Source organism: Streptomyces sp. NPDC002130 (assembly GCF_040296465.1).
In the GTDB taxonomy this organism is placed as follows: domain Bacteria; phylum Actinomycetota; class Actinomycetes; order Streptomycetales; family Streptomycetaceae; genus Streptomyces.
The window spans coordinates 1-23,513 of the sequence record NZ_JBEOXI010000128.1 but is presented as its reverse complement, the minus strand read 5'-3'; the positions used below and the strand labels follow the sequence as shown (position 1 = coordinate 23,513).

Below are 23,513 nucleotides of genomic sequence, written 5' to 3'. Positions count from 1 at the left end.
CGGTCGGCGTCGGCCGTGGGGGTGGAACGGGTTTCGAGCACGATCTGGGTCCCGCCGCGCAGGTCCAGTCCGAGCCGGACGGGCACGGTGGCGGCCCTCGATGCCGGGATGCGCGGGTAGGTGACCTCGGCGTCCGACTCGCCCTTGCGGGTGGTGACTTCGGATTCGTTGACGCCGAACGCCTTCACCTTGATCCGCACCCAGCCGGGCTTGCGTACGGGCACCGGCACTCATTGATCTGAAGTGCGTCCAGGCCGCCGGGCCGGGTGACGACGACGGCCCGCATGGTCGCCGGTGCGGCGTCGCCGGCTGCTGTCGGTTGGCTCATACCGAGTACCTCACTCCGTGTTGTCCCCTGCGCTCTTCCGTATCGCCCGCCAGCCGTCAGGGGCGGGCGATGCCCTCCCACAGGTCGAGCGCCGCCTGGTAGTGGGCGGTGCCCTCGAAGGGAGAGTTGCCGACGGTTTCCGCAGTGGGCTTGTCCGTGACGGCGGGCCACAGTCGGGTCTGCTCGCCGGTGGCGAAGTCGAGGACGATGTCGCGGATCCGCGTGTCCCGCTCGGCCTGTTCGGCGCCGCGGCCCGGCCGTTCCTGGCCGACCAGGGCGTACATCTCGGTGCCGTGCACCGCGGGCGCACCCTCGGCGGGCCCGATCATCAGGAGATGGGCGTTGCCGCCCGCGGCGGCGTGCGCCAGGGCGCCGCGGGCCGCGGGGAGCGCGAAGAGGTAGTCCGCCATGACCGCGGCGCGGACCTCGGCAGGGGTACGGCCGCCCTGGTCGTAGGCGTCGACGATCTTCTTCGCGCGGGAGCGGGAAATACGCCACCCCGCGACCTCGTCGACGATGCGGTCGCGGGTGTGCGGGTCGAAGCGGTCGAGGTCGTTCGCCACCCACCAGCCCATGTCGTCGCCGGCCATGCTCAGCAGCACGTCGACATCGCGGTGCGCGCCCGAGGCGAGGACGTCCATGGGATGGGCGTGCACCACCGCGCCGGGCTGCCCGATGTCCAGGACGACGCCGGTGGCCTTGTTGTCCACCCCGCCGCGGACTCCGAGGTCCGTCGGGGCGACCTTGCGCAGGGCATCCCTCAGGGAGACCGCGTCGAGGTCGAACAGCTTCTCCGGGTTGTCCGCCACGCCGAGTTCGGTGACGAACCGGTGCGCGAGCTCCTCGGCCCACCAGGCCGGGACGCTACGAGCGGGCCCGCCGGAGAACCCGGCCAGTCGCCGGTACAGGCCGTCGGCGGAGGAGGCGCCGAGCAGCCCGAAGGTGGAGTAGGCGCCGGCGCTGTGGCCGTAGACCGTTACGTTGTCGGGGTCGCCGCCGAAGTGGGCGATGTTCCGCTGGATCCAGGTGAGCGCGGCGATGATGTCCTCGAGGAAGAGGTTGCTGGCCTCGGCAAGCTTCCCTCCGTACTGCGACAGCGAGAGCGGGCCCAGGGCGCCGAGCCGGTAGTTGATCGACACACTCACCACCCGCCCCGTCGCTGCGAGACCGGCGGCGTTCGAGGTGGTCTGAGTGCTCGCCCCGACCTCGAATCCGCCGCCGTGGATGTACACGGTCACCGGGAGCGCCTTGTCGGCCGGCTCCTCGGGGGCCCACACGTTCAGGTTCAGGCAGTCCTCACCCATCCCGCTGTCCGCTTCGAGCCAGTCGCCGCTGTCGGGCTGGACAGAGACGACGCCCTTACGGTCGTAGGGGAGGCTTGGATCGAAGTCCGCGACCACGGGACGGCGGTAGCGCTCGGCGGTGGCGTACCGGATCCCCCACCAGGACCGCACCCCTGGTGCAGTCGGAGCCTTGGGAGTGGAGGCGGTCATGACATGTCCTTCCAGCGCGATTCGGATGCTTCGCGCGGTGAGTCGGAGGCTGGGCGCTCGCGGTGACCTCTCCCATCGTTTCCCGGGATACGACAGAACGCCTGGTGTGCAGCGGTCACCTGGTGGTCAGCAGGTGACACTTCCTCGCTTGTCCTCCACCCTGCCATCGGCGGGCCCGGAGGAGCTTGGGAAGCCGGCCGAGCAGGCACCGCATAGGGCGGCGGCACCGGTGAACTGCCGTCGAGGTCGAGCCTCAGCGCTACGGCATACGGCTGAAGGGCCAGGCCCTGTCGGCCGGGCTGGAAGCCAGAGGGCAGTGCGCGACCGGTGTTCGCCACCCACCGCAAGCCGGGCCCCGGCAAGGTGGCCGGCACAGGTCGGCCAGCCGCCGCGCTCCGCTCACGGGTGAGTCGTGGCCTCGCGGGCCGCGAAGGCGGCGGGGGTGAGGCCGGTGCGGTCGCGGAAGAAGCGGCCGAAGTTGGCGGGGTCGGTGAAGCCGAGGTGGGCGGCCACGGCGCGGGCGTCCCACCGGGCACCTCCCAGCAGGCGCCGGGCTTCCAGGAGGCGCCGCTCGTCGATGAGTTCACGCACCCCCTTGCCCGTGGCCTCCCGGGCGGTACGGCTGAGGGTGCGGACCGAGCAGCCGAGCAACTCGGCATAGTCCGCGGCCTGGTGCAGCTCGCGAAAGTGCAGCTCCAGGGTGTCCAGGAAGCGTCCGTACCTGTCGGCACGGCCCGTGCCGGCCGTGGCCGTGTCGGCGGGGGCGATGTCCGGGGAGTTGGCCAGGCGCAGCAGCAGCGATTCGAGCAGGCTGCGGCGCAGGGCGTGGTGGACGTCGAGGGGGCGGCGCCCGAGAGCCCGGTGTTCGTCCAGGAGTTGGAGTGCCGTCTGCTGGAGCCAGGCGATGTCGTCGGGGTGTGGGCTGAGCACCGCGGGGGCCTCGTGCGCGGTGAGCGGGGCCAGTAGACGGGCGAGGTCGGGTCGCAGTACGTCCGGTTCGAACAGGATGAAGGTGCCGCGGGCTGCTCCGGGCGGATGCCAGCACTGCGCGTGCCCGGGACGCACCCACAGCCACTGGCCGGGGCCGACGGTCCGCGTGACGTGGTCGACGTCGTGCAGCAGCTCACCTTCGGTGACGGCGATGAGGTAGTGGAAGGTGGCACGGCCCGGACGGGGCGGGTTCCACGGCCAGTCGTCGTGCTGGGCGAAGAAATCCTCGACGGTACTCACCTCCAGGCCGTAGGGAGTACCGACCGGGGGCTGGAAACCGTACAGCGGAACCGCAGCCGGTCCAGCCTGCCCACTCGGCCCGGAGTGTCGCCTGTCGACCATCATGTGTCCGCAGCCTACCGCCTTCGCAGTCGGCTTCGACGGAAGGATGGGACCCCCGCACCCGCGCGGCGCGCCCTCCGCCTCCTTCGATGCCACAGTCCGTCACCACCCGGGAAGGCTCACCACCCATGAACGGACCGACCCTGCACAAGACCGCCGCCGACTGCGCGGAGGAACTCCCCGGAGCCCAGCTGGAGCATCCCTTCGGCCCCGACTGGGAGGTCTTCAAGGTGCGCGGCAAGGTGTTCATGCTGATGACCGAGGTCCCGGGGCGTCCCGTCGTGATCCTCAAGGCGGACCCCAGCGAGGCCCTCGCCCTGCGGGAGCAGTACAGCTACATCACTCCCGGCTACCACATGAACAAGAAGCACTGGATCACTCTGGAGGGCGGGGACGGCGTCGGCAAGAAGCTGGTCGAGGAACTCGTCACCGACTCCTACCGGCTCGTCGTCGCCCAACTCCCCCGGGCCGAGCGGCCCGTCGACCCGCACACCTACGGCACCGGCACACGGACGGCCCGATGAGCGCGGCCGGCGACCGGCTCCAGGACACCGCCCGCCAGGCGGCCCTGGCCCTCCCCGACGTCAGCCACGGATACCCCTTCACCCCGCGACTCGACGTGTACAAGGTCGCGGGAAAGGTGTTCCTGATCGTCACCGACGACCCGGACGAGCAGATCATCACGGTCAAGTGCGAACTCGAACACGCCCGCGCGCACGTACACGGCTACCCCTCGATCACGCCGGGCCGCTATCTCGACAAACGCCACTGGATCTCGCTCGGTCCTGGCCCCGGAATCACCGAGGGGCTGGTCGCCGACGTTGTCGAGGATTCCTACCACTTGGCCGTCGAGCGGCTGCCGCGACGCGACCGCCCCAGGGCTCGATGAGTTCCGCGAGCTTCCCCGCGAGCGGCTGAGCCGACGCGTGTCATTGCCCCGTGCAAGGCTCGTCATGTCCGCACACGTCCGCCAGCGAGCCGAGAGACCGATGGAACCGACCGAAGCGACCCTGCCGCTCTTCGGCGAGGAGCCCGCCCGGCCCCTCGCCGACCGCCTGCGCCCCACCCGGCTGGAAGATGTCGTCGGGCAGGACCACCTCCTTGCCCCGGACGCCCCGCTGGGCCGCATGGTCGCCCAGCAGCGCCTCAGCTCCGCCGTCCTGTGGGGCCCGCCCGGCGTCGGGAAGACGACCATCGCCCGGCTCCTCGCGGACGCCGGCGACCTGGCCTTCGAACCGGTGTCGGCCACCTTCTCCGGCGTGGCCGACCTGCGCAAGGTCTTCGCCGCCGCACGAAGCCGACGCGGCATCGGGCAGGGCACCCTGCTGTTCGTCGATGAGATCCACCGCTTCAACCGCGCGCAGCAGGACAGCTTCCTGCCCTACGTCGAGGACGGCACAGTCACCCTGATCGGCGCCACCACCGAGAACCCGAGTTTCGAACTCAACGGCGCCCTCCTCTCCCGCACCCAGGTCCTCGTCCTCAAACGCCTCGACGAGGCCGCCCTGTCCACGCTCCTCGACCGCGCCGAACAGCTCACCGGCCACCGTCTGCCCCTGGACGACGACGCCCGCCGCGCCCTGATCGCCATGGCGGACGGCGACGGCCGCTACCTCCTCAACATGGCCGAACAGCTCCAGGCCCTCCCGGACACCGGGACTCCCCTGGACACCGCCGGGCTCGCCCATCACATTCAGCAGCGGGCCCCGCTGTACGACAAGGCGCAGGAGAGCCACTACAACCTGATCTCCGCACTGCACAAGTCGATGCGCGGCTCCGATCCGGACGCGGCCCTGTACTGGCTCGCCCGCATGCTCGACGGCGGCGAGGACCCGCTGTTCGTGGCCCGCCGACTGGTCCGCTTCGCGAACGAGGACATCGGCATGGCCGATCCACACGCCGTCCAGCAGACACTCGCCGCCTGGGACGTGTACGAGCGACTCGGCTCCCCCGAGGGCGAGTTGGCGATCGCCCAAGCCGTCGTCTACCTCGCCACCGCCCCCAAATCCATCGCCGTCTACCGCGCCTTCAACGCCGCGCACCGATCCGCCCGGCACACCGGCTCGCTCATGCCGCCCGCCCACATCCTCAACGCCCCGACCCGGATGATGAAGAGCCTCGGCTACGGCAAGGACTACCAGTACGACCCCGACAGCGCCGACGGCTTCTCCGGCGCCGACTACTTCCCCGACGGCATGGACCGCGAGACGTACTACCAGCCCACCCACAACGGCCACGAAGCCCAGATCAGCGAACGCCTGCGCCACTGGGCCGATCTGCGTGCCCGCCGACAACGCGGCTGACGCGGACACGTGGGTAGGGCCCGGAGTCAGCACACGGCAGATGTCATGCACCATACGTAGCAGCCACCTTGCGGGCGAATACTGCAACTCTCGAACACCGATACTCCACCAGTGTTCGCACACCACGGCCGAGGGCGTCGTCGGCGGCGTCACCGGCGTACTGACCGGGCCGCACACGCTGCTGCTGGCCCGCTACGACGAGGCCGGAGATCTCCGCCTCATCGCGCGCACCACCCGGCTCACCGCCGAGGCGCGACGCGACCTCGGCGCACGGCTGCATCCCGTCGGCCCCGACCACCCCTGAGCCTCCCGGTGGCAGACGGGATCAGTTGGTCAGCGCACCACCAAGACGTGGTCCCCGCGGGGCAGCAGTTCCCCCACGACCGGCGCACCGGGGATCTCGCCGGCCAGCAGCAGCCCGCCGGAGGTCTGCGCGTCGGCGAGCAGCAGCGCCTCCTCCTCGGTCACCGCGGAGAGGTCGCTGTGGGCGCGCACCCATTCCAGGTTGCGCCGGGTGCCGCCGCTGACATGGCCCTCGCGCAGGGCCTGACGGGCGCCGTCGAGGTAGGGCACCGCGGCGGAGTCGATCACCGCGGTGACCCCGCCGGCCCGGGCCAGCTTGTAGGCATGGCCGAGCAGCCCGAAGCCGGTGACGTCGGTCGCGCAGGTGACACCGGCGGCCAGTGCCGCCTCGGCAGCCTCCCGGTTGAGCCGGGTCATGGCCGCCACGGCGTGCGGGAACACCTCGCCGGTGGCCTTGTGCTTGCTGTTCAGGACCCCTGTGCCGAGCGGCTTGCTCAGCGACAGCGGCGCCCCGGGTTCGCCGGCGTCGCCGCGCAGGACGCGGCCGGGGTCGACCACGCCAGTCACGGCCATTCCGTACTTGGGTTCCGGATCGTCCACGCTGTGGCCGCCCGCCACATGGCAGCCGGCCTCCGCGGCCACCTCCAGACCTCCCCGCAGCACCTGGCGGGCCAGCTCGAAGGGCAGCACACCGCGTGGCCAGGCCAGCAGGTTCAGCGCGACCAGCGGGCGCCCGCCCGTGGCGTAGACGTCCGACAGGGCGTTCGCCGCGGCGATCCGCCCCCAGTCGTACGGGTCGTCGACCACGGGAGTGAAGAAGTCGGTGGTGGCCAGCACCGCCGAGCCGTCGTGCAACCGCACCACCGTGGCGTCGTCGCCCTCGTCGAGCCCGACGATCAGTTCTCCGGCGGGGTCGCGGACCGGCACGCCGTCGCCCAGGCCGCGCAACACCTCCTCCAGCTCGCCGGGCGGGATCTTGCAGGCGCAGCCGCCGCCGTGCGCGTACTGGGTGAGCCGGATGCGGTTCCCGGAACTCGTGGTGCTCACAGCGCCCAGGGTGCCCATCGTGCGGCTCGGCAATCCTCCGGCGCGTTTGCGAAGAGGACCGTAAGGTGAGATGACCGTGAGGTACGAGGAGGCGTATCCGGCCTGGTGACCGGCGCGGTCTTCAAAACCGTCGGACGGCAGGAGCTGCCGTCGGCGGGTTCGATTCCCGTCCGCCTCCGCCACCCCGGGTCCGGGAGGTGCTGCGGTGAGCGATTCCCGGCGCCGCATCCCCAGCACCGACGCCCTGCTGGCCGAGCCCCGGCTGGCCCGGGCGGTGCGGACCTTGGGGCGCCCCCTGGTGAAGGCGGCCGTCACCCGGGCGCAGCACAGGGCCAGAGCGGGCGAGATCGCCCCTGAGGACGTCGCCGAGGCGGCTGTGGGCAGCCTCCCGGAGCGGGCCGGCAGCCTTCGGCCGGTGATCAACGCCACCGGCGTACTGGTGCACACCAACCTCGGCCGGGCGCCGCTGTCGGACGCCGCCCTGCACGCAGTGGGGGCCGCGGCCGGCTGCACCGACGTCGAGTTCGATCTGGTGGAGGGCCGCCGGGCCCGACGCGGGCGAGGGGTGATCGCCGCCCTGTCCGAGGCCGTGCCCGACGCCGGGGCGGTGCACGTGGTGAACAACAACGCGGCCGCGCTGCTGCTGTGCGCCGTCGCGCTGGCCGGCGGCCGGGAGATCGTGATCAGCCGCGGCGAGCTGGTCGAGATCGGCGACGGCTTCCGTATCCCCGAACTGCTGGCGAGCACCGGCTCCCGGCTGCGCGAGGTGGGCACCACCAACCGCACCCGGGTGCGGGACTACGACGAGGCCATCGGTCCCGACACCGCGTTCCTGCTCAAAGTGCACCCGTCCAACTTCCGGGTGACCGGCTTCACGGCCGCCGCCGGTGTCGCCGAGCTGGCGGCGCTCGGACCACCGGTGATCGTGGACATCGGTTCCGGTCTGCTGGCGCCGCATCCGCTGCTGCCCGAGGAACCGGACGCCGCCACCGCCCTGCGGGCGGGTGCCGCGTTGGTGACCGCCAGCGGCGACAAGCTGCTCGGCGGCCCGCAGGCCGGGCTGCTGCTCGGCGACGCCGGGATCGTCGAGCGGCTGCGGCGGCATCCGGCGGCGCGTGCGCTGCGAGTGGACAAGCTGACCCTCGCCGCGCTGGAGGCCACGTTGCGCGGCCCGGAGCCGCCGGTGCGCGCGGCACTCGCCGCCGCCGAGAGCGACCTATGCGACCGCGCGTGCACGCTGGTGCGGCGGCTGCGGGAGGAGGACGTACGGGCCGAGGTCGTGCACACCGCCGCGGTTGTCGGAGGGGGCGGCGCGCCCGGAGTGCGGCTGCCGAGCGCCGCTGTCGGCCTGCCCGAGGGGTTCGGCCGCCTCCTGCGCACCGGCACGGTCGCGGTGGTGGGCCGGGTGGAACACGGCAGATGCGTGCTGGACCTGCGTACCGTCCCCGAGGCCGAGGACCGGGCCCTGCTGGACGCGGTGCTCGCGGCTCACCGGTCGGCGCGGCCGTCGGCGGACCGGCCGGACGGCGGCGACGGAGGCGACCCGTCGTGCATGTGATCGCCACCGCCGGCCATGTCGACCACGGGAAGTCCACCCTGGTCCGGCTGCTCACCGGAATGGAGCCCGACCGCTGGGCGGAGGAGCGCGACCGCGGCCTGACCATCGACCTGGGCTTCGGCTGGACCACCCTGCCGGGCGGCGAGCATGTCGCGTTCGTCGACGTGCCCGGTCACGAACGGTTCGTGCCCAACATGCTCGCGGGTGTCGGCCCGGTCCCCGCCGTGTTGTTCGTGGTGGCCGCCGACGAGGGGTGGATGCCGCAGTCCACCGAGCACCTCCAGGCGCTGGACGCGCTGGGCGTCCGGCACGGGCTGCTCGCCGTCACCCGATGTGACCTGGCGGACCCGGAGCCGGCCAGGGACCAGGCTCTCGCCCGGGTCGCCCGCACCAGCCTCGGGCGGGTCGACTCGGTGGCGGTGAGCGGGCGGACCGGCGAGGGCCTGGACCGGCTGCGCGCCGCTCTGTCCCGGCTGGTCGCCACGTTGCCGCCGGCTGATCCCGGGGCCGACGTCCGGCTGTGGGTGGACCGTTCCTTCAGCATCACCGGCGCTGGCACCGTGGTCACCGGCACCCTGACGGCCGGGACCCTGCGGGTGGGTGACCGGCTGGTGCTCGCCTCCACCGGTGCGGCGACGCGGGTACGAGGCCTGCAGACCCTGGGCCAGGACGCCGGCACGGTACGCGCGGTGGCCCGGGCCGCGATCAACCTGCGCGGTGTCGAACGCGACGCCCTCACCCGCGGAGACGCGCTGCTCACGCCGGACAGCTGGCTGACCACGGGCGAGACCGACGTGGCGCTGCGTGGCGACGACAGCGGTGAACTGCCCCGTGAGCTCGTGCTGCACATCGGGTCCGCCGCCGTGCCCGTCCGGGTCAGGCCACTGGGTCCGGACACCGCCAGGCTGCGGCTGGCCCGGCCGTTGCCGCTGCGCACGGGTGACCGGGCGTTGCTGCGCGACGCGGGACGGCATCGAGTCGCGGCCGGTGTCGACGTGCTCGACGTGTGCCCGCCCGAGCTGGTCCGTCGGGGAGCGGCACGACGGCGCGGCGCGGAGCTGGCCGCCCTGGCCGGGCCGCGGCGGCTCGCCGTGGCCGACGCGGTGCTGCGTCGCCGGGGGTTCGCCACCGCCGGGGAACTGCGCGCGATGGGACTGCCCGTGGTGGGCGAGCCGGTCGGCGACGGCTGGCGCATCCACCCCGGGCTGTGGCGTGAGCTGACCGGCGAACTGCGCCGGCTGGTCGACGGCTGGCGCGGCGACCACCCACTGGAGCCCGGCGTCCCGGTGGACGCGGTGCGGCAACGGCTGCGGCTGCCCGGGACCGGGGTGGTGAAACTGCTCGCTGAGGCCGCCTCGCTCGTGGTGGTGGACGGGCGGGTCTGCGCGCCCGGTCAGCACGCGGTACTCCCAGCATCGGTCGAGGCGGCGGTGGACGAACTGACCGTCGAGCTGAGCCGGACTCCGTTCGCGGCGCCGGACGCCGGCCGGCTGACGGCGCTGCGGCTCGGCGCCAGGGAGCTGGCCGCGGCGGTGCGGGCCGGTCGCCTGCTCAAGGTGGCCGACAGTGTCTTTCTCCTCCCCGGGTGCGAGCGGCGGGCCGGTGAACTCCTCTCCGGGCTGCGCCAGCCGTTCACCCTGAGCCAGGCCCGCCAGGCCCTCGGCACCACGCGGCGGGTGGCGGTGCCGCTGCTGGAGCTGCTGGACCGTCAGGGGATCACCGAGCGGCTCCCGGACAGCACCCGCCGGGTGCGCGCCGGCCGACCCCTGTGACCTGTGATGGGACACGGCTCCAGCAGGGGAACGGGTGGGACCGCATGCGCCCCTGGGCACCGGGCGTTACGTTGGTCGGGCGGAGTACGGCGGAGGCGGGAGATCGCCATGGGCCTGCGGCAGTGGATCGAGGGCTGGCCGGTGTACCGGCAGCTCGCCGGTGAAGACGGCCTGGGCCGGGGGGCGGCCGCGCGCTCCCCCCGTACCAAGCAGCTGCGCGCCCGCACCCAGCAGGCCGACCGGGTTGTCCGCTCCGTGTGCCCGTACTGTGCCGTCGGCTGCGGCCAGCGGGTCTACGTGAAGGACGAGGAAGTCGTCCAGATCGAGGGCGACCCCGACTCTCCGGTCTCGCGGGGCCGGCTGTGCCCGAAGGGGTCGGCGAGCAAGCAACTGGTGACGGGCCCCGACCGGGTCCACACGGTGCTCCACCGGCGTGGGCACGGCACGGAGTGGGAGCGGCTCCCACTCGACCGGGCCATGGACATGATCGCCGACCGGGTGATCGACACCCGCCGGCGGACCTGGCAGGAGTCCTTCCACGGCGCCCCGGTCCGGCGCACGCTCGGCATCGCCAGTCTCGGCGGAGCGACGCTGGACAACGAAGAGAACTACTTGATGAAGAAGCTCTACACGGCGCTGGGAGCGATCCAGATCGAGAACCAGGCCCGCATTTGACACTCCTCCACCGTTCCCGGTCTGGGAACCTCGTTCGGCCGTGGCGGAGCCACGACATTCCAGCAGGATCTCGCCAACGCGGACTGCATCCTCATCGAGGGCTCGAACATGGCCGAGTGCCATCCGGTCGGCTTCCAGTGGGTGATGGAGGCCAAGCAGCGGGGCGCGACGATCATTCACGTCGACCCCAGGTTCACGCGGACCAGCGCGCTGGCGGACCTGTACGTGCCGCTGCGGCCCGGGACGGACATCGCGTTCCTCGGCGCCCTGGTCAACCACGTGCTGAGCAACGGGAAGGACTTCCGCGAGTACGTGGTGGCATACACCAACGCGGCGGCGATCCTGCGGGAGGACTTCGCCGATACGGAGGACCTGGACGGGCTGTTCTCCGGGCTCGACCCGGACGGCCGCTTCTACGACCCCACGACGTGGATGTACGAGGGCGCGGAACAAGCGGCTGCCGCCGGTGCCCGGGAGCGCTGGGCGGCCCGTGACGAGATGGCGCCGACCGAGCAGCACGGCGGTGCGGAACACCGGGAGACCGCCCGCTCCGAGACCTACGGCAGCGGCGGCCCCGGTCTGGGGACCAAGCCGAGGACGGACCCGACGCTGCGGCACCCGCGGTGCGTCTACCAGGTACTCAAGCGGCACTTCTCCCGCTACACACCGGAGATGGTCGAGGACGTCTGCGGCGTTCCGCGAGAGCTTTTCGAGAAGGTGGCCGAGGCGATCACCGCCAACTCAGGCCGTGAGCGCACCACCGCGCTGTGCTACTCGGTCGGCTGGACCCAGCACACGGTGGGCGCCCAGTACATCCGCACCGCGTCCATCCTGCAGGCGCTGCTGGGCAACATCGGCAGGCCGGGGGGCGGCATCCTCGCCCTGCGCGGGCATGCCAGCATCCAGGGCTCCACGGACATCCCCACACTGTTCGACCTGCTGCCCGGCTACATCCCCATGCCGCACGCGCACCAGCACCAGGACCTGGACGGATTCGTGGCCGCCGACGCGGCGGCGACGGGCTTCTGGGGCAATATGCGCGCGTACGCCGTCAGCCTGCTCAAGGCCTGGTGGGGCGAGGCGGCCACCGCCGAGAACGACTTCCGCTTCGACTGGCTGCCGCGCCTCACCGGGGACCACGGCTCCTATCAGACGGTGCTCAATCAGATGGCCGGAGAGTGCAAGGGCTACTTCCTCGTCGGGGAGAACCCGGCGGTCGGGTCCGCCAACGCCAAGCTGCAACGGCTCGGCATGGCCAACCTGGACTGGCTCGTGGTGCGGGACCTGCGGCTCATCGAGAGCGCGACGTTCTGGAAGGACGGCCCGGAGATCCAGACCGGTGAGCTGCGCACCGAGGAGATCCCGACCGAGGTGTTCTTCATGCCGGCCGCCGCCCACACAGAGAAGGACGGCAGTTTCACCAACACGCAGCGGCTGGTGCAGTGGCACCACGCGGCCGTCGAACCGGCGGGCGACGCGCGCAGCGACCTGTGGTTCTACTACCACCTCGGCCGCATCATCCGCGCGAAGCTCGCCCGCTCCACCGATCCGCGCGACCGCCCGCTGCTCGCCCTGACCTGGGACTACCCCACCGAGGGACCACTGGACGAACCGAGCGCCGACGCGGTGCTCGCCGAGATCAACGGTTACGGACCCGACGGCCCGCTGTCGACCTCCACCCAGCTGAGGGACGACGGCTCCACAGCCTGCGGAACCTGGATCTACTGCGGGATCCGTGCCGGAGGACGCAACCAGGCGGCCAACCGTCGGCCACGCGGCGAACAGAGCTGGGTCGCCGCCGAATGGGCTTGGGCGTGGCCCGCCAACCGCCGCATCCTCTACAACCGGGCATCGGCCGACCCGGAGGGCAGGCCCTGGAGCGACCGCAAGCGCTATGTGTGGTGGGACGCCGAGCAGCGCCGGTGGACCGGCGAGGACGTCCCGGACTTCGAGGCCGACAAGCCGCCGGACTACCGGCCGCCGCCGGAGGCCCGGGCCCAGGCCGCGCTGGCCGGCACCGATCCCTTCATCATGCAGAGCGACGGGCGAGCCTGGCTGTTCGCCCCGGCCGGCCTGGCCGACGGCCCGCTGCCCGTGCACTACGAGCCGTTCGAGTCACCGGTGGACAACCCGCTGTACCGGCAGCAGACCAACCCGACGCTCCAGGCGTACGACCGCCGGGACAACCGCTACAACCCCAGCCGCAGCGAGGTGTTCCCCTACGTGTTCACCACGTACCGGCTCACAGAGCACCACACCGCCGGCGGCATGAGCCGTACCCTGCCCTACCTGGCCGAGCTCCAGCCGGAGTTCTTCTGCGAGGTCTCCCCCGAACTGGCGGCGGAACGAGGCCTGGAGCACCGGGGCTGGGCCACCATCGTCACGGCGCGCACGGCGATCGAGGCGAGAGTGCTGGTGACAAACCGGATCAAGCCGCTGCGGGTGCGGGGCCGGGCCATCCATCAGGTGGGACTTCCGTACCACTGGGGCCCCAACGGCCTGTCCACCGGTGACGCGGCGAACGAACTGCTTGCCGTGGTACTCGACCCGAACGTGCACATCCAGGAATCCAAGGCGGCGACCTGCGACATCCGTCCGGGCCGGCGCCCTCGCGGTCCGGAACTGCTGGATTACGTGGCGCGCTACCGGCAGAGCGCCGGTCTCCCCGAGGACGCCCGGCCGCCGGGCACCTCGGAGGACGCAGACCCCGGTGCGGGAGGAGACACGCAGCCATGACGACCGACGCCAACCGCTTGTCCGGCCCGCTGGCCGACCCCAGCTCGGACGCCGGCTACCCGGAGTCGCATCCGCCCCGGATGGGGTTCTTCACCGACACCTCGCTCTGCATCGGCTGCAAGGCGTGCCAGGTGGCGTGCAAGGAGTGGAATCTCCTCCCGCCCGAGCCGGACGGTCCGGATCTGCTCGGGGACTCGTTCGACAACACGGGCGCACTGTCGGCGGACACGTGGCGGCATGTGGCGTTCATCGAGCAGAAGGTGCCCGCCCGGCAGCCGGTCGACCTGGGCATGCCGGCACTCGGCCCGCCGGAGCCGGACACGCCCGGGGAGGCCGGGATGCGCTGGCTGATGGCGAGCGACGTGTGCAAGCACTGCACCCACGCGGCCTGCCTGGACGTGTGTCCCACCGGGTCGTTGTTCCGCACCGAGTTCGGCACCGTCGTGGTGCAGGAGGACATCTGCAACGGCTGCGGCTACTGCGTGACCGCCTGCCCGTACGGAGTGCTCGACCTCCGGCCCGGTGACGGCCGGGCGTTCAAGTGCACGCTCTGCTACGACCGTCTCGGCGCCGGCCAGGAACCGGCCTGTGCCCAGGCCTGCCCTACCGATTCGATCCAGTTCGGCCCGCTGGAAGAGCTGCGCGAGCGGGCCGATCAGCGCGTGGCCCAGCTGCACGGACGCGGCGTGCCCGAGGCGCGGCTGTACGGCCGGGACCCGCAGGACGGCGTGGGCGGTGACGGGGCGTTCTTCCTGCTGCTGGACGAGCCGGAGGTCTACGGACTGCCGCCGGACCCGGTGGTCACCACCCGTGACCTGCCGTCGATGTGGCGGCACGCGGCGGTGGCGGCACTCGGCGTGGCGGCGAGCGTGGCACTGTCCTTCGCCGGGCGGCGCCGGTGACCGTGGGGTGGGGGGAGCCAGAGGAGAGGAGGATGCCGTGACGCGACATGGCCGCCGGGAGGGCACCGTGGTTCCTGAGGCGGAGTTCCGTTCCTACTACGGCCGTCCGATCCTGAAGCGTCCCACCTGGAAGGTGCCGGACGTGCCGGGCTACCTGTTCCTGGGCGGGACGGCGGGCGCCTCGGCGACCATGGCGGTCCTCGCCGACCTGACCTCGCGCCCGGAGCTGGCCAGGGTGGGCCGGAGTGTGGCCGCGGTGGGTGCGCTCGCCAGCGTGGCCGCGCTGATCCACGACCTCGGCCGACCCGAGCGCTTCCTCAACATGCTCAGGGTCTTCAAACCGACCTCTCCGCTGTCGGTGGGGTCCTGGATCATCGGGCCGTTCTCCGCGCTGGCCACCGCCTCGGCGGCCGCCGAGCTGACCGGGACGTTCTCGCGGCCGGGCCGGCTGGCGGGGATCGGCTCGGGCGTGCTGGGACCGGCGATGTGCACCTACACCGCCGTGCTGCTCGCCGACACCGCGGTACCGGCGTGGCACGAGGCCTATCCCGAGCTGCCCCTCGTCTTCGGCGGCAGCGCGCTGGCCTGCGGTGCGGGCGCCGCGTTGTGCGTGCCCGGCGTCGACCACCGGCCGCCCACCCGGATGGGACTGCTGGGCGCCGGCATGGAGCTCGCCGCCCTGCGCGGGATGGAGCAGCGGCTCGGGCTGGCCGGCGAACCGTACGTCACGGGCCGGCCAGGGCGGCTGCTGAAACTGAGCAAGTCCCTGACCGCGGTGGGGACGGGGCTCTCACTGCTGGGCCGCCGCAGCCCCGTGGCATCGGCCCTGGCCGGCACGGCGTACCTGGTGGCGGGCCTGTGCACGCGCTTCGGCGTCTTCGAAGCAGGCCTCGCGTCCGCTCAGGACCCGAAGTACGTGGTGCTCCCGCAGCGGCGGCGCGGTGCGGCGCAGTCCTGACGGACGCGCAGCCGTCGGCATCCGCATCACCCCTCCCGGGAGTCCTCCCGGATGTCCGCGAACTCCCACCAGGCGAGCGGCAGCCAGTCTCCGTCGACGAAGCCGTCGACGGATCCTCCGTGGCCGCGTATGGCCACGCGGGTTCCCACCGGATATGTGGTGCCGGAAAGGCCACAGACCGGGACGAGCAGTGAACCTAGACGTCGTGACAAGACAGTCGATCCTTCCGAAGAGCACGAACAGGCGAAAGAAGCCCCTGGGTGCAAATCGTCGCATCATGCACCAGTCTGGACTATGAGGCATACCACACAAGACCGGCCGAGCTGCGGGCCGGGGCTTTCTCGCGGTGAATGCAGCGGGTTCCCGGCACTGCCGCTCCAGAGCGTGACCGATCCATCACGGGCAGTGGAGGTGCTCAAGGATGAGGGCCGTTGTGTACAAGGGACCGTTCGAAGTAGCGGTCGAGCAGGTGGAGGATCCCCGGATCCAGCACCCGAACGACGTGATCGTACGGGTCACGTCCACCGCGATCTGTGGCTCGGATCTGCACATGTACGAGGGCCGTACCGCCGCCGAGCCGGGCATCGTGTTCGGCCACGAGAACCTCGGTGTCATCGAGGAGGCCGGCGAGGGCGTGACGTCGCTCAGCCGCGGGGACCGGGTGGTCATGCCCTTCAACGTGGCATGCGGCTTCTGCAAGAACTGCACGGCCGGCTACACGGGTTTCTGCGTGACGGTGAACCCGGGCTTCGCGGGCGGCGCCTACGGCTATGTCGCGATGGGCCCGTTCGTGGGCGGGCAAGCCGAGTACGTACGGGTGCCGTACGCCGACTTCAACTGTCTGAAGTTGCCGGAGGGCACCGAGAAGGAGACCGACTTCGTCCTGCTCGCCGACATCTTCCCGACCGGCTATCACGGCAACGAACTGGCCGACGTGCGTCCCGGCGAGAGTGTCGCCGTGTACGGCGGTGGCCCTGTCGGCCTGATGGCGGCCTACTCGGCGATGGTGCGCGGCGCGAGCAAGGTGTTCGTGGTCGACCGGGTCGCGGAGCGGCTGCAGAAGGCCGAGGAGATCGGCGCCGTGCCGATCAACTTCACCGAGGGCGACGCGGCGCAGCAGATCAAGGAACAGACCGGAGGAGAAGGCACTGACAAGGGCATCGACGCCGTCGGCTACCAGGCCCAGGCGCACGAGGCGGACCGCGAGGAGCCGGCGATCGTGCTGAACTCCCTCGTCGAGACGGTCCGGCCGACGGGCGCCCTCGGCATACCTGGACTGTACGTCCCGCGCGACCCGGGCGGGCCGGACGAGCAGGCCAAGCAGGGCATGCTGCTGGTCTCCATCGGACGCGCCTTCGAGAAGGGGCTGCGGATGGGCACCGGTCAGTGCAACGTCAAGCGCTACAACCGCCAGCTGCGTGACCTGATCATCGAGGGCCGCGCGACGCCCAGCTTCGTGGTGTCGCACGAACTGCCCCTCGACCAGGCGCCGTCGGCCTACGAGAAGTTCGACAAGCGGGTCGAGGGCTACACCAAGGTCGTGCTCCACCCGCACGAGTGAGGACACCCCGCATGAAAGGAGGCCCCCTCGCCAGGTCGGTCACGACAGCGAGGGGGCCTCGCGGCGGTACGGGGCGTCACCGCGCCACGCAATGCAGTAGTCCTCGTCGGTGGCGAGGAGGTTCCGGTGCGTGTCCTCGGCGACGACGCTCTTGTCCGCGAGAACCTCGAACGCCAGCCGCGCCGCATGGTCCGCGCCGACACAGCCTCCGCCACCAAGGACGCAGTCGTTTTCTACGCCGACGCCGCCCGGTCCCTGGCCGACACCGGGTGCTGCCGCGTCGTGATCTGCGTCCACCCCGAAGAGCTCCAGGACCGAGAAGGCCACCCGCCGTCGCAGGAGAACACGGCCGAACGCGAAGAGGACGCCTGGTCAGACCACCATGCCGGGCGTACGACCAGCAGACCGAGAACCTGCTAGGCACATGCCGTACTATTCCGCGCGCCAGGGAGTCGGCGGCCGGAGCCCTTGCTCCCTGACCCGAGGCTGACTCAGGGGCTCGCTGACTTAACCCACCAGTCCGCCAATGGCGTTGGCGAGTGCTTCGCCGCCTTGCTGGGCTGCAGTGCCCAGCACCAGGGCAGGCAACGCCTGCGCGATCCCCCGCAGTGTGCCGACCTGCGGTGTATCGGGGGCCGCTGGCGAGGTGTCGACACTGTCCGCCATCGGGCGCAGGACCGTGGCGTTCTGAAAGTCCGCCGCGTTGCAGTCGATGTCCGCACGGAAAGCTTCGAGCAGACCGCGTACGCTGTCGATGTCGCCATACGGCCACGGGGCCCATGCCGGTATCGAGAAGCGACTGCACGGCAAGCCATCTGAGCAAGCGCATTCCGCCAGCGCGGCATGTACGAACACGCTCACAACGATCTCTCCGTCCCAGCCGATGCACTGGGCCCGCAGATACAGCCGGTCCGGCACACCTGAAGGGGACCTACGTCCCAGACCGCTGAGCTCGGGCACCTTCACCCTCGTCTCGCGGGTGCGCTGCAACCATCGGACCGCCGGAAGGCCGAGTACGCGCTCCATCGAGAACCCGGGGAGAGCTGTCGAGAAGAGGCCGACGCCGCCGACGCCGCAATCGCTGAACGACCACCGCCTGTGCCACGACCCCTGCCACCACGAGAGCACGCAGGGGGCCGCACCCACTCACGGTGTCAGCCAAACGCGCAGACGTCCCGGACCGGGCCCGACGGCCCCCTCCCTCCATCTCACCCCGGCCTCCCCCTCGAGCCCGGTGCACAACTAGGATTGCCCAGGTCAGCAGGTATGCAGGTCAGGCCCAGGCCGTCACCGGCACGAACGAACTGTCCTGCCGGGAACGTCCTGACGCTTCTGAGCACCGCGCTGACCTGCGTGGTAGCCCCATCGCGCAGGACCGCGTGCACATCGCGTGCACAATGGCAGCGGCCAGCTCAGTACGCGGGGCGCGCACGATGAGGCCGCAGATCATGTCTGCCTCCTCCCCTTGCGAGCTGTGACCGCTGGACCCGGCACTCGCTTGATGGGTGTGCCGCCCCGGTGGCCACGCCCCACGTCAGCTTGTAGCGCCCGCCGCTGTGAGCGCGGCACCAGCGCCGTGTCGGGCAGCCCCGCTGGGGCCGGAATGCCGAACAGCTCCTCGAAGGAAGCCGGTGCATGCTCCCAGTCCACTTCCAGGGCGAAGCCATAAGTGTCGAGCGTCTCGGCGAGCGTCCCATGCCTCATCCGAGCCTGCACGCTTCGAGGCGGAACGCCGGCGGCGATCAGGACAGCGTCCATGAAGTCCCGCAGATCCCGGAAGGTCGCCGTGACGGGAACCATGACACCCCTGGCACGTGCCCTGGCTTTTGCCCGGTTGAACGCTTCGGACAGCGTGTTGCGTCGCAACGGTGTGCCCCGGCGCGTGACCGTGACGAGTTGGTCGTACTCCTCTGGACGGGGAGTCCAACTACTCCTCTCGCGGTGTCGCAGCGCGCTGGCAGACGGTGGCGCCGTTCGCCGCTCCATGTGAGCTGCATACTTCTCTACGAGGAACGGGCCTATGGGGAGCACTGCACGGCTGTGAACCGTCTTCAGTGGTGCTGCCTTGCCTCGCTGCCGCTGTTCCAGCACCTCCAGCTTCTTCAACCGGCACTTCATATCGATTGTCCGTACAGCAACGGCCTCCATGCTCCGCAGCCCCTGCAGAGCCCCATACCAGATGAGCATCTCGAATGCCGGGTCAATCTCCTCGGCCAGCGTGACAACCTGCTCCCAGGTCAGCCTGGCCTTTTCTCTGTGTCCGGCTGCGAGTTTGAGCCCGATGACCTGGTTCCCCGGCATCAGAGGCCCAAATACTGGATCATCGAGTGCTGCAGAAAGCATGGCCGACAATGCCTTCTTCACCTGAACTCGATAGCTATCCCCCACTCCGTCAGATCGCAACTCAGCGAAGTATTTCTTGTATTTCAGGCCGCCGCACCTCCGTTATCCGACGAGCCCCCAGACGTGGCACGACATATCCACGCAGTCGAAACCCGTACCCCTCAATCGTAGCGTCGCGCACCTCGTGCTCGCCGAGAAACGTCTCCACATACTCGGCTATGGTCGGGATACGGCGTCCGCTTCTCTGCCTTCGATGCGGGAGAGGGTCACGGCCTTCCTCAATCGCCGATCGCTGGCCACGTTGATAGGCCTGTGCGGCTGTCTTTCTATTTTTTGGGAAGTTCTTCGACCTTTGCTGGCCGGCCTGGTCACGCCAGCGCGCCTGCCACCGCATCGCACAGCCATGATCGGCACTCGCGACCAAGCCAGGATGCTCGGGGCACTCAGGATCGCCAGGCAGCGGTCGGGACTTGTGCCAGCGGTCGTAAACTTCCTCCGCAGCCAACGCGTACAACTCCTCTTATCTCAAATCTTCTTCGTGCATCAAGCTGTGCGCGAGTGGGACTCGATGTACTCGTCGACGTCCGACTCCCGATAGCGCAACGCCCTACTTCCCATGCGATACGGTTTGGGCCCCCGGTACTCGACATCCCATGTACTGGCCCAGTTATATAGAGTCTTGCGCTTCACACGGAGACGGTCGGCCGCCTCCTGGGTTGTCAGCCAGCGCTCACGCCCAAAAGACCTCGTACTCACAGGGATCCTCCAGCGCTCAGCTGCCGTAGACGCGACGGAAACGGGATGCGGTTCCGAAGGACCTGGGGTTCGGCTGCATCACCCCGTGCTAGGGCGGTTCGCATTCCTGACGCCAGCCAACGTCGTGGTCCCCGACGAATGCCGTCTCGCATGGCTGTTGAAGGGCTTCCAGACCGGCGGTAGGGCGTACGCGCACTTCGCCAGGCCTGGGACTGCGGCTGCTCGTCCACCCTCGAACGACTGGAGCTTGAGGTCCAGCTAATGCACCACGATCCAGGTGCGGTCCGCATCGGCAGCCGACACCCGTCAGGGAACGTCCGGACCATTCCTCCGTGAGCGTGAAGGCGGTATTGGGTCGTTGGACTCAGCCAGATCTTCGCTAGGACCTCGGCGAGCTTGAGCGCAGAAGGATTAGCCATCGATGTCTTCCTTGGACTTTGATGGGCGCAGCACCTCATCTCGTTTTTAGGGACGAGTTCAGCACAGCCGCTACGAACGACATCCATGGTCTGCACGATCGCCGGTTTGGCTAACCGGCGATCGTGGGCTATGTTGCGCTCCGCCCCAGCGGTTCCCCTCGCCGCCAGTCACGGCGTCGACAGGCACTCCCATAGGTGATGCTCGTTGGCCGACGGTGCAGCCGAGCGAACGGCCGACTGAAAGGAGTTCTGCGTAACGGGGGGCTGGGTCGCCGCTCACACGTCTAATGCCGCGCCGAAGCAGGGGCTCAGACGATCGGCCGGACAGATCGAAACGGACGCGTCAACAGAAAGGGCCTCCTCATCGAGTGCACTCGCCGGCCTCTTACCGACCTTGCGCTTTCAGGGTGTTGTACGTTGACGTAGCCCGGACGGAGATTCCAGTCTTCTAAGGGCCTTGCTCGTCTGCCATGAGCGAATCCCCAGATAGCTTGGTGGCACAGGAAAATTGCTTCTCGACATCCAGGAGGGAGCCGACCTTGTTCGAATCCCCGTCCCGCCGGGTCCTGTAGTCATTGGTCAAGCTGACTGGCTCCGAGCTGCCGAGGAGGCTGGTGGTCGTCCCCGTCTGGTTTGGGGTTGAGGGTGTCACCATGGAGCCTGCGGACAGGTAGCGGCGGGGCTTTTGGCGGGAGCCCAAGCTGTCGGAGCCTGAACTCGCAACTGCTACGTCGCCCTGAGACAGCGGATCAGCGCCCAGGATGGCTTCCCGCCCAGCACGTGACCAGACGGCTTGCTGCCTGATGCTGGAGCCATCCGGTTCCAGAACATAGCGGACTCTGCGCGCATCAGTGCAGGTCAACGATGTTCCGAACCGGTGAGGGTCAGCAAGCTGCCAGCATCGGTCGTGGAGGAGTCAGCAACCCATGGGTTCCGCTGTCCTGGTTCGTGGGATGGGGTCGTTTTTCAAGGAGTGTGAGCATCCGCGGTCGCGGTGGTCGAAGTGCCCTCACTCTTACAAGGTCCGGTATCGGTCGGTGGCGGGGCGGCAGTTGGAGGAGTCCGGGTTCGCGACCCAGGATGCGGCCGTCGAGCGTTTGACGGAAATCTACAAGGCGAAGAAGGCGGCGCCGCGGGGTCGGGCGAAGGCGGAGCGGATCGCCCGGTACGGCGCGATGCGGTTCGAGGAGTACGCCACTGGGTGGAAGGCCGGCCAGCGGGATCTGGGGCCGGCCTCCGTGGTGCATCTGGAGTCGCTGCTGAACATCCATCTGCTGCCGCTGCTGGGCAGCCGGCGGATGAACTCCTTCGACCACAAGGTGGTCGAAGGCTTCCTCCAGACCATGGAACGTAACGGCATCGGCTTGGCCGCTCAGGCGAACGCCTTCGACAAGCTGAAGGCGATCCTGTTGGATGCGAACCGGCTCGGGCTGTTCGACGACAACCCGGTGGCCGGGGTGAAGCCGCCGCAGTACGACCCCAAACGGGTGGTGATCCCCTCACCGGAGCAGCTGGGTCAGATACGCACCGCCGGCGACGACAGCTTCCTGCTGGTCGCCGATCTGATGAGCGGGTGCGGCATGCGCAATGGCGAGGCGTTCGCAGTCAACCTGAACAACATCGTCGCCGACGACGTCTACCGCATCACTGAGCAGGTCAACCGGACCACCTGTCAGTACGAGCGGCTCAAGCACCGCAAGGTGGGCGAGTACCGGGACGTGCCCCTGCCCGCCCGGGTGCGGCAGACCATCGAGTGGTACGCCGCCAAGCACGGTACCTTCGACGGCTACCTGCTGCGCCACCCCGGCGACCCGTCCCGCACGTTCCCGCACTACCACATCGCCAATCAGTGGCAGCGGATCAAGAAGGCCGGCCAGGTCGACATCCCCGACGGGATGGTCGTCTACGGCATGCGGCACTTCTTCGCCTCCAACTGCCTCACGCATGGCATCCCCATCACCGACGTCGCCGAGTGGATGGGCCACAAGACCATCGAGATCACCTTCAAGATCTACCGCCACCTCATGCCCGGCTCAATCAGCAAGGCCGCCAAGATCCTCAACCTCAACCTCGCCGCATAAGACGTCGTCTCATTTGGTGAGTCTGCGGTAGCAGATGAGGCTGCAGGCGATGGCGGTGAAGGCCAGGAAGTGTTCGGCCTTGCGTTCGTAGCGGCGGTGCAAACGGCGGCAGCCGCCCAGCCATGACATCGTGCGCTCGATCGTCCAGCGATGCCGGCCCAGCCGGGTGGAGGACTCGATGCCCTTGCGGGCGATGCAGTGCCGGATGCCTCGCTTGCGCAGCCATCGACGCAGGTGGTCGTAGTCGTAGCCCTTGTCCGCGTGCAGCTTGGCGGGTCGTCGTCTGCGCGGGCCGCGGCGGGAGCGGATCGGCGGGATGCCGCGCACGAGCGGCTCGAGTGCCTGGCTGTCGTGCAGGTTCGCGCCGGAGATCCCGATCGAGAGGGGTAAACCGGTCCGCTCGGTGATCAAGTGGATTTTCGAGCCCTTCTTGCCCCGGTCCACAGGATTCGGACCTGTCAGGTCCCCCCTTTCAGGGCCCGCATGTTCACCGAGTCGATCGCGCAGCGCGACCAGTCCAGGTCGCCGCGCGAGCCCAGTTCGTCGAGGATGAGGCGGTGCAGCTTCGCCCAGACCCGGGCGGCGGTCCACTCGGTGAAACGTCGATGCGCGGTCGGCCCCGACGGGCCGAAGACCGGCGGCAACTGCCGCCAGGTGCAGCCCGTCGTGGCCACGAAGATGATCGCGGCCAGCACCTCGCGATCCCCGTACCGGCGCCGACCGCCGCCCTGCGGCCGCGATGGAGCAGGTGGGACCACCCGCTCGAACAGCTCCCACAGCTCGTCCGGCACCATGCGCTCGACCATCACCACACCGTGCAGACTACCCAGCAATCCAAATGAGACGACGTCTTAGACCGTGTCCTACGTGGTGAGGCGTCGTTGACCTCGGTATGGGGCGGGATACGTGGAGTTGGATTGTTCCGGACGGGCTGTGGGAGATCGCG

Annotated in this window: 20 protein-coding genes, 1 tRNA gene and 1 pseudogene; 12 read left to right on the top strand and 10 right to left on the bottom strand. The window is 69.9% G+C overall.

Annotated features, from left to right (window positions below; translation table 11 throughout):
* The 3 genes and pseudogenes from ABT116_RS23620 to ABT116_RS23610 all read right to left on the bottom strand — a co-directional run.
* Positions 1-224, bottom strand: a pseudogene (locus ABT116_RS23620) (hypothetical protein); the annotation flags it as partial.
* 160 nt (positions 225-384) lie between these two features.
* Complete coding sequence (locus ABT116_RS23615; protein WP_351637208.1) at positions 385-1,821, bottom strand: carboxylesterase family protein; 1,437 nt, start codon at positions 1,819-1,821, stop codon at positions 385-387.
* A 399-nt stretch (positions 1,822-2,220) separates the two neighbouring features.
* Positions 2,221-3,156 (bottom strand): helix-turn-helix domain-containing protein, encoded by a 936-nt coding sequence (locus ABT116_RS23610; protein ID WP_351637206.1) that lies wholly within the window; start codon positions 3,154-3,156, stop codon positions 2,221-2,223.
* Between the two features lie 125 nt (positions 3,157-3,281).
* Between ABT116_RS23610 and ABT116_RS23605 the strand changes: the two genes are divergently transcribed.
* The 4 genes from ABT116_RS23605 to ABT116_RS23590 all read left to right on the top strand — a co-directional run bounded on the left by ABT116_RS23605 (position 3,282) and on the right by ABT116_RS23590 (position 5,760).
* Positions 3,282-3,677 carry an MmcQ/YjbR family DNA-binding protein gene (locus ABT116_RS23605; protein ID WP_351637204.1) on the top strand — a complete coding sequence of 132 codons (396 nt, stop codon included), beginning with the start codon at positions 3,282-3,284 and terminating at the stop codon, positions 3,675-3,677.
* On the top strand, positions 3,674-4,042 hold the full coding sequence (locus ABT116_RS23600) for an MmcQ/YjbR family DNA-binding protein (protein ID WP_351637202.1): 369 nt from the start codon (positions 3,674-3,676) through the stop codon (positions 4,040-4,042). The genes ABT116_RS23605 and ABT116_RS23600 overlap by 4 nt, the downstream gene beginning before the upstream one ends.
* Positions 4,043-4,142: 100 nt before the next feature.
* The gene (locus ABT116_RS23595) at positions 4,143-5,456 is read left to right on the top strand and encodes a replication-associated recombination protein A (protein ID WP_351637200.1); all 1,314 of its coding nucleotides are present in this window, start codon (positions 4,143-4,145) and stop codon (positions 5,454-5,456) included.
* Between the two features lie 40 nt (positions 5,457-5,496).
* Positions 5,497-5,760, top strand: coding sequence for a hypothetical protein (locus ABT116_RS23590; protein WP_351637198.1), 264 nt, complete (start codon positions 5,497-5,499; stop codon positions 5,758-5,760).
* Positions 5,761-5,789: 29 nt separating this feature from the next.
* On the opposite strand, the gene selD is transcribed toward ABT116_RS23590, so the two are convergent.
* On the bottom strand, positions 5,790-6,806 hold the full coding sequence (gene selD / locus ABT116_RS23585; RefSeq protein WP_351637196.1) for a selenide, water dikinase SelD: 1,017 nt from the start codon (positions 6,804-6,806) through the stop codon (positions 5,790-5,792).
* 87 nt (positions 6,807-6,893) lie between these two features.
* On the opposite strand from selD, the gene ABT116_RS23580 reads away from it, so the two are divergent.
* From ABT116_RS23580 to nrfD, 6 genes are all read left to right on the top strand, one after another.
* Positions 6,894-6,988: transfer RNA gene (locus tag ABT116_RS23580), tRNA-Sec, on the top strand.
* A 23-nt stretch (positions 6,989-7,011) separates the two neighbouring features.
* Entirely contained in the window at positions 7,012-8,364 is a 1,353-nt protein-coding gene (gene selA / locus ABT116_RS23575; protein WP_351637194.1) for an L-seryl-tRNA(Sec) selenium transferase, read from the top strand.
* Positions 8,355-10,136, top strand: coding sequence for a selenocysteine-specific translation elongation factor (selB, locus tag ABT116_RS23570; protein WP_351637192.1), 1,782 nt, complete (start codon positions 8,355-8,357; stop codon positions 10,134-10,136). The genes selA and selB overlap by 10 nt, the downstream gene beginning before the upstream one ends.
* Positions 10,137-10,244: 108 nt before the next feature.
* Positions 10,245-13,547, top strand: a complete 3,303-nt coding sequence (gene fdh / locus ABT116_RS23565) for a formate dehydrogenase (protein WP_351637190.1) — start codon at positions 10,245-10,247, stop codon at positions 13,545-13,547.
* A complete protein-coding gene (locus ABT116_RS23560; protein ID WP_351637188.1) occupies positions 13,544-14,449 on the top strand; it encodes a 4Fe-4S dicluster domain-containing protein in 906 nt (301 codons plus the stop codon). The genes fdh and ABT116_RS23560 overlap by 4 nt, the downstream gene beginning before the upstream one ends.
* A gap of 37 nt (positions 14,450-14,486) precedes the next feature.
* On the top strand, positions 14,487-15,407 hold the full coding sequence (nrfD, locus tag ABT116_RS23555) for an NrfD/PsrC family molybdoenzyme membrane anchor subunit (RefSeq protein WP_351637186.1): 921 nt from the start codon (positions 14,487-14,489) through the stop codon (positions 15,405-15,407).
* Positions 15,408-15,433: 26 nt separating this feature from the next.
* Here nrfD and ABT116_RS23550 read toward each other — a convergent pair whose 3' ends face one another.
* Positions 15,434-15,619, bottom strand: a complete 186-nt coding sequence (locus ABT116_RS23550) for a hypothetical protein (protein WP_351637185.1) — start codon at positions 15,617-15,619, stop codon at positions 15,434-15,436.
* A gap of 209 nt (positions 15,620-15,828) precedes the next feature.
* On the opposite strand from ABT116_RS23550, the gene ABT116_RS23545 reads away from it, so the two are divergent.
* Entirely contained in the window at positions 15,829-16,968 is a 1,140-nt protein-coding gene (locus tag ABT116_RS23545) for a glutathione-independent formaldehyde dehydrogenase (protein WP_351637183.1), read from the top strand.
* 39 nt (positions 16,969-17,007) lie between these two features.
* On the opposite strand, the gene ABT116_RS23540 is transcribed toward ABT116_RS23545, so the two are convergent.
* From ABT116_RS23540 to ABT116_RS23525, 4 genes are all read right to left on the bottom strand, one after another.
* The gene (locus ABT116_RS23540; protein WP_351637181.1) at positions 17,008-17,295 is read right to left on the bottom strand and encodes a hypothetical protein; all 288 of its coding nucleotides are present in this window, start codon (positions 17,293-17,295) and stop codon (positions 17,008-17,010) included.
* 180 nt (positions 17,296-17,475) lie between these two features.
* Complete coding sequence (locus tag ABT116_RS23535) at positions 17,476-17,994, bottom strand: AbeC-like domain-containing protein (RefSeq protein WP_502983919.1); 519 nt, start codon at positions 17,992-17,994, stop codon at positions 17,476-17,478.
* A 420-nt stretch (positions 17,995-18,414) separates the two neighbouring features.
* Positions 18,415-19,332 (bottom strand): tyrosine-type recombinase/integrase, encoded by a 918-nt coding sequence (locus tag ABT116_RS23530; RefSeq protein WP_351637177.1) that lies wholly within the window; start codon positions 19,330-19,332, stop codon positions 18,415-18,417.
* Between the two features lie 522 nt (positions 19,333-19,854).
* Positions 19,855-20,067, bottom strand: coding sequence for a helix-turn-helix transcriptional regulator (locus tag ABT116_RS23525; protein ID WP_351637175.1), 213 nt, complete (start codon positions 20,065-20,067; stop codon positions 19,855-19,857).
* Between the two features lie 1,372 nt (positions 20,068-21,439).
* Between ABT116_RS23525 and ABT116_RS23520 the strand changes: the two genes are divergently transcribed.
* The gene (locus ABT116_RS23520; protein WP_351637211.1) at positions 21,440-22,567 is read left to right on the top strand and encodes a tyrosine-type recombinase/integrase; all 1,128 of its coding nucleotides are present in this window, start codon (positions 21,440-21,442) and stop codon (positions 22,565-22,567) included.
* 9 nt (positions 22,568-22,576) lie between these two features.
* Here the strand turns inward: ABT116_RS23520 and ABT116_RS23515 are convergent.
* A protein-coding gene (locus ABT116_RS23515; protein ID WP_351637173.1) for an IS5 family transposase occupies positions 22,577-23,373 on the bottom strand; the annotation gives its coding sequence in 2 pieces (ribosomal slippage) (positions 22,577-23,035 and positions 23,038-23,373; 795 coding nt in all).
* Positions 23,374-23,513: the final 140 nt, after the last annotated feature.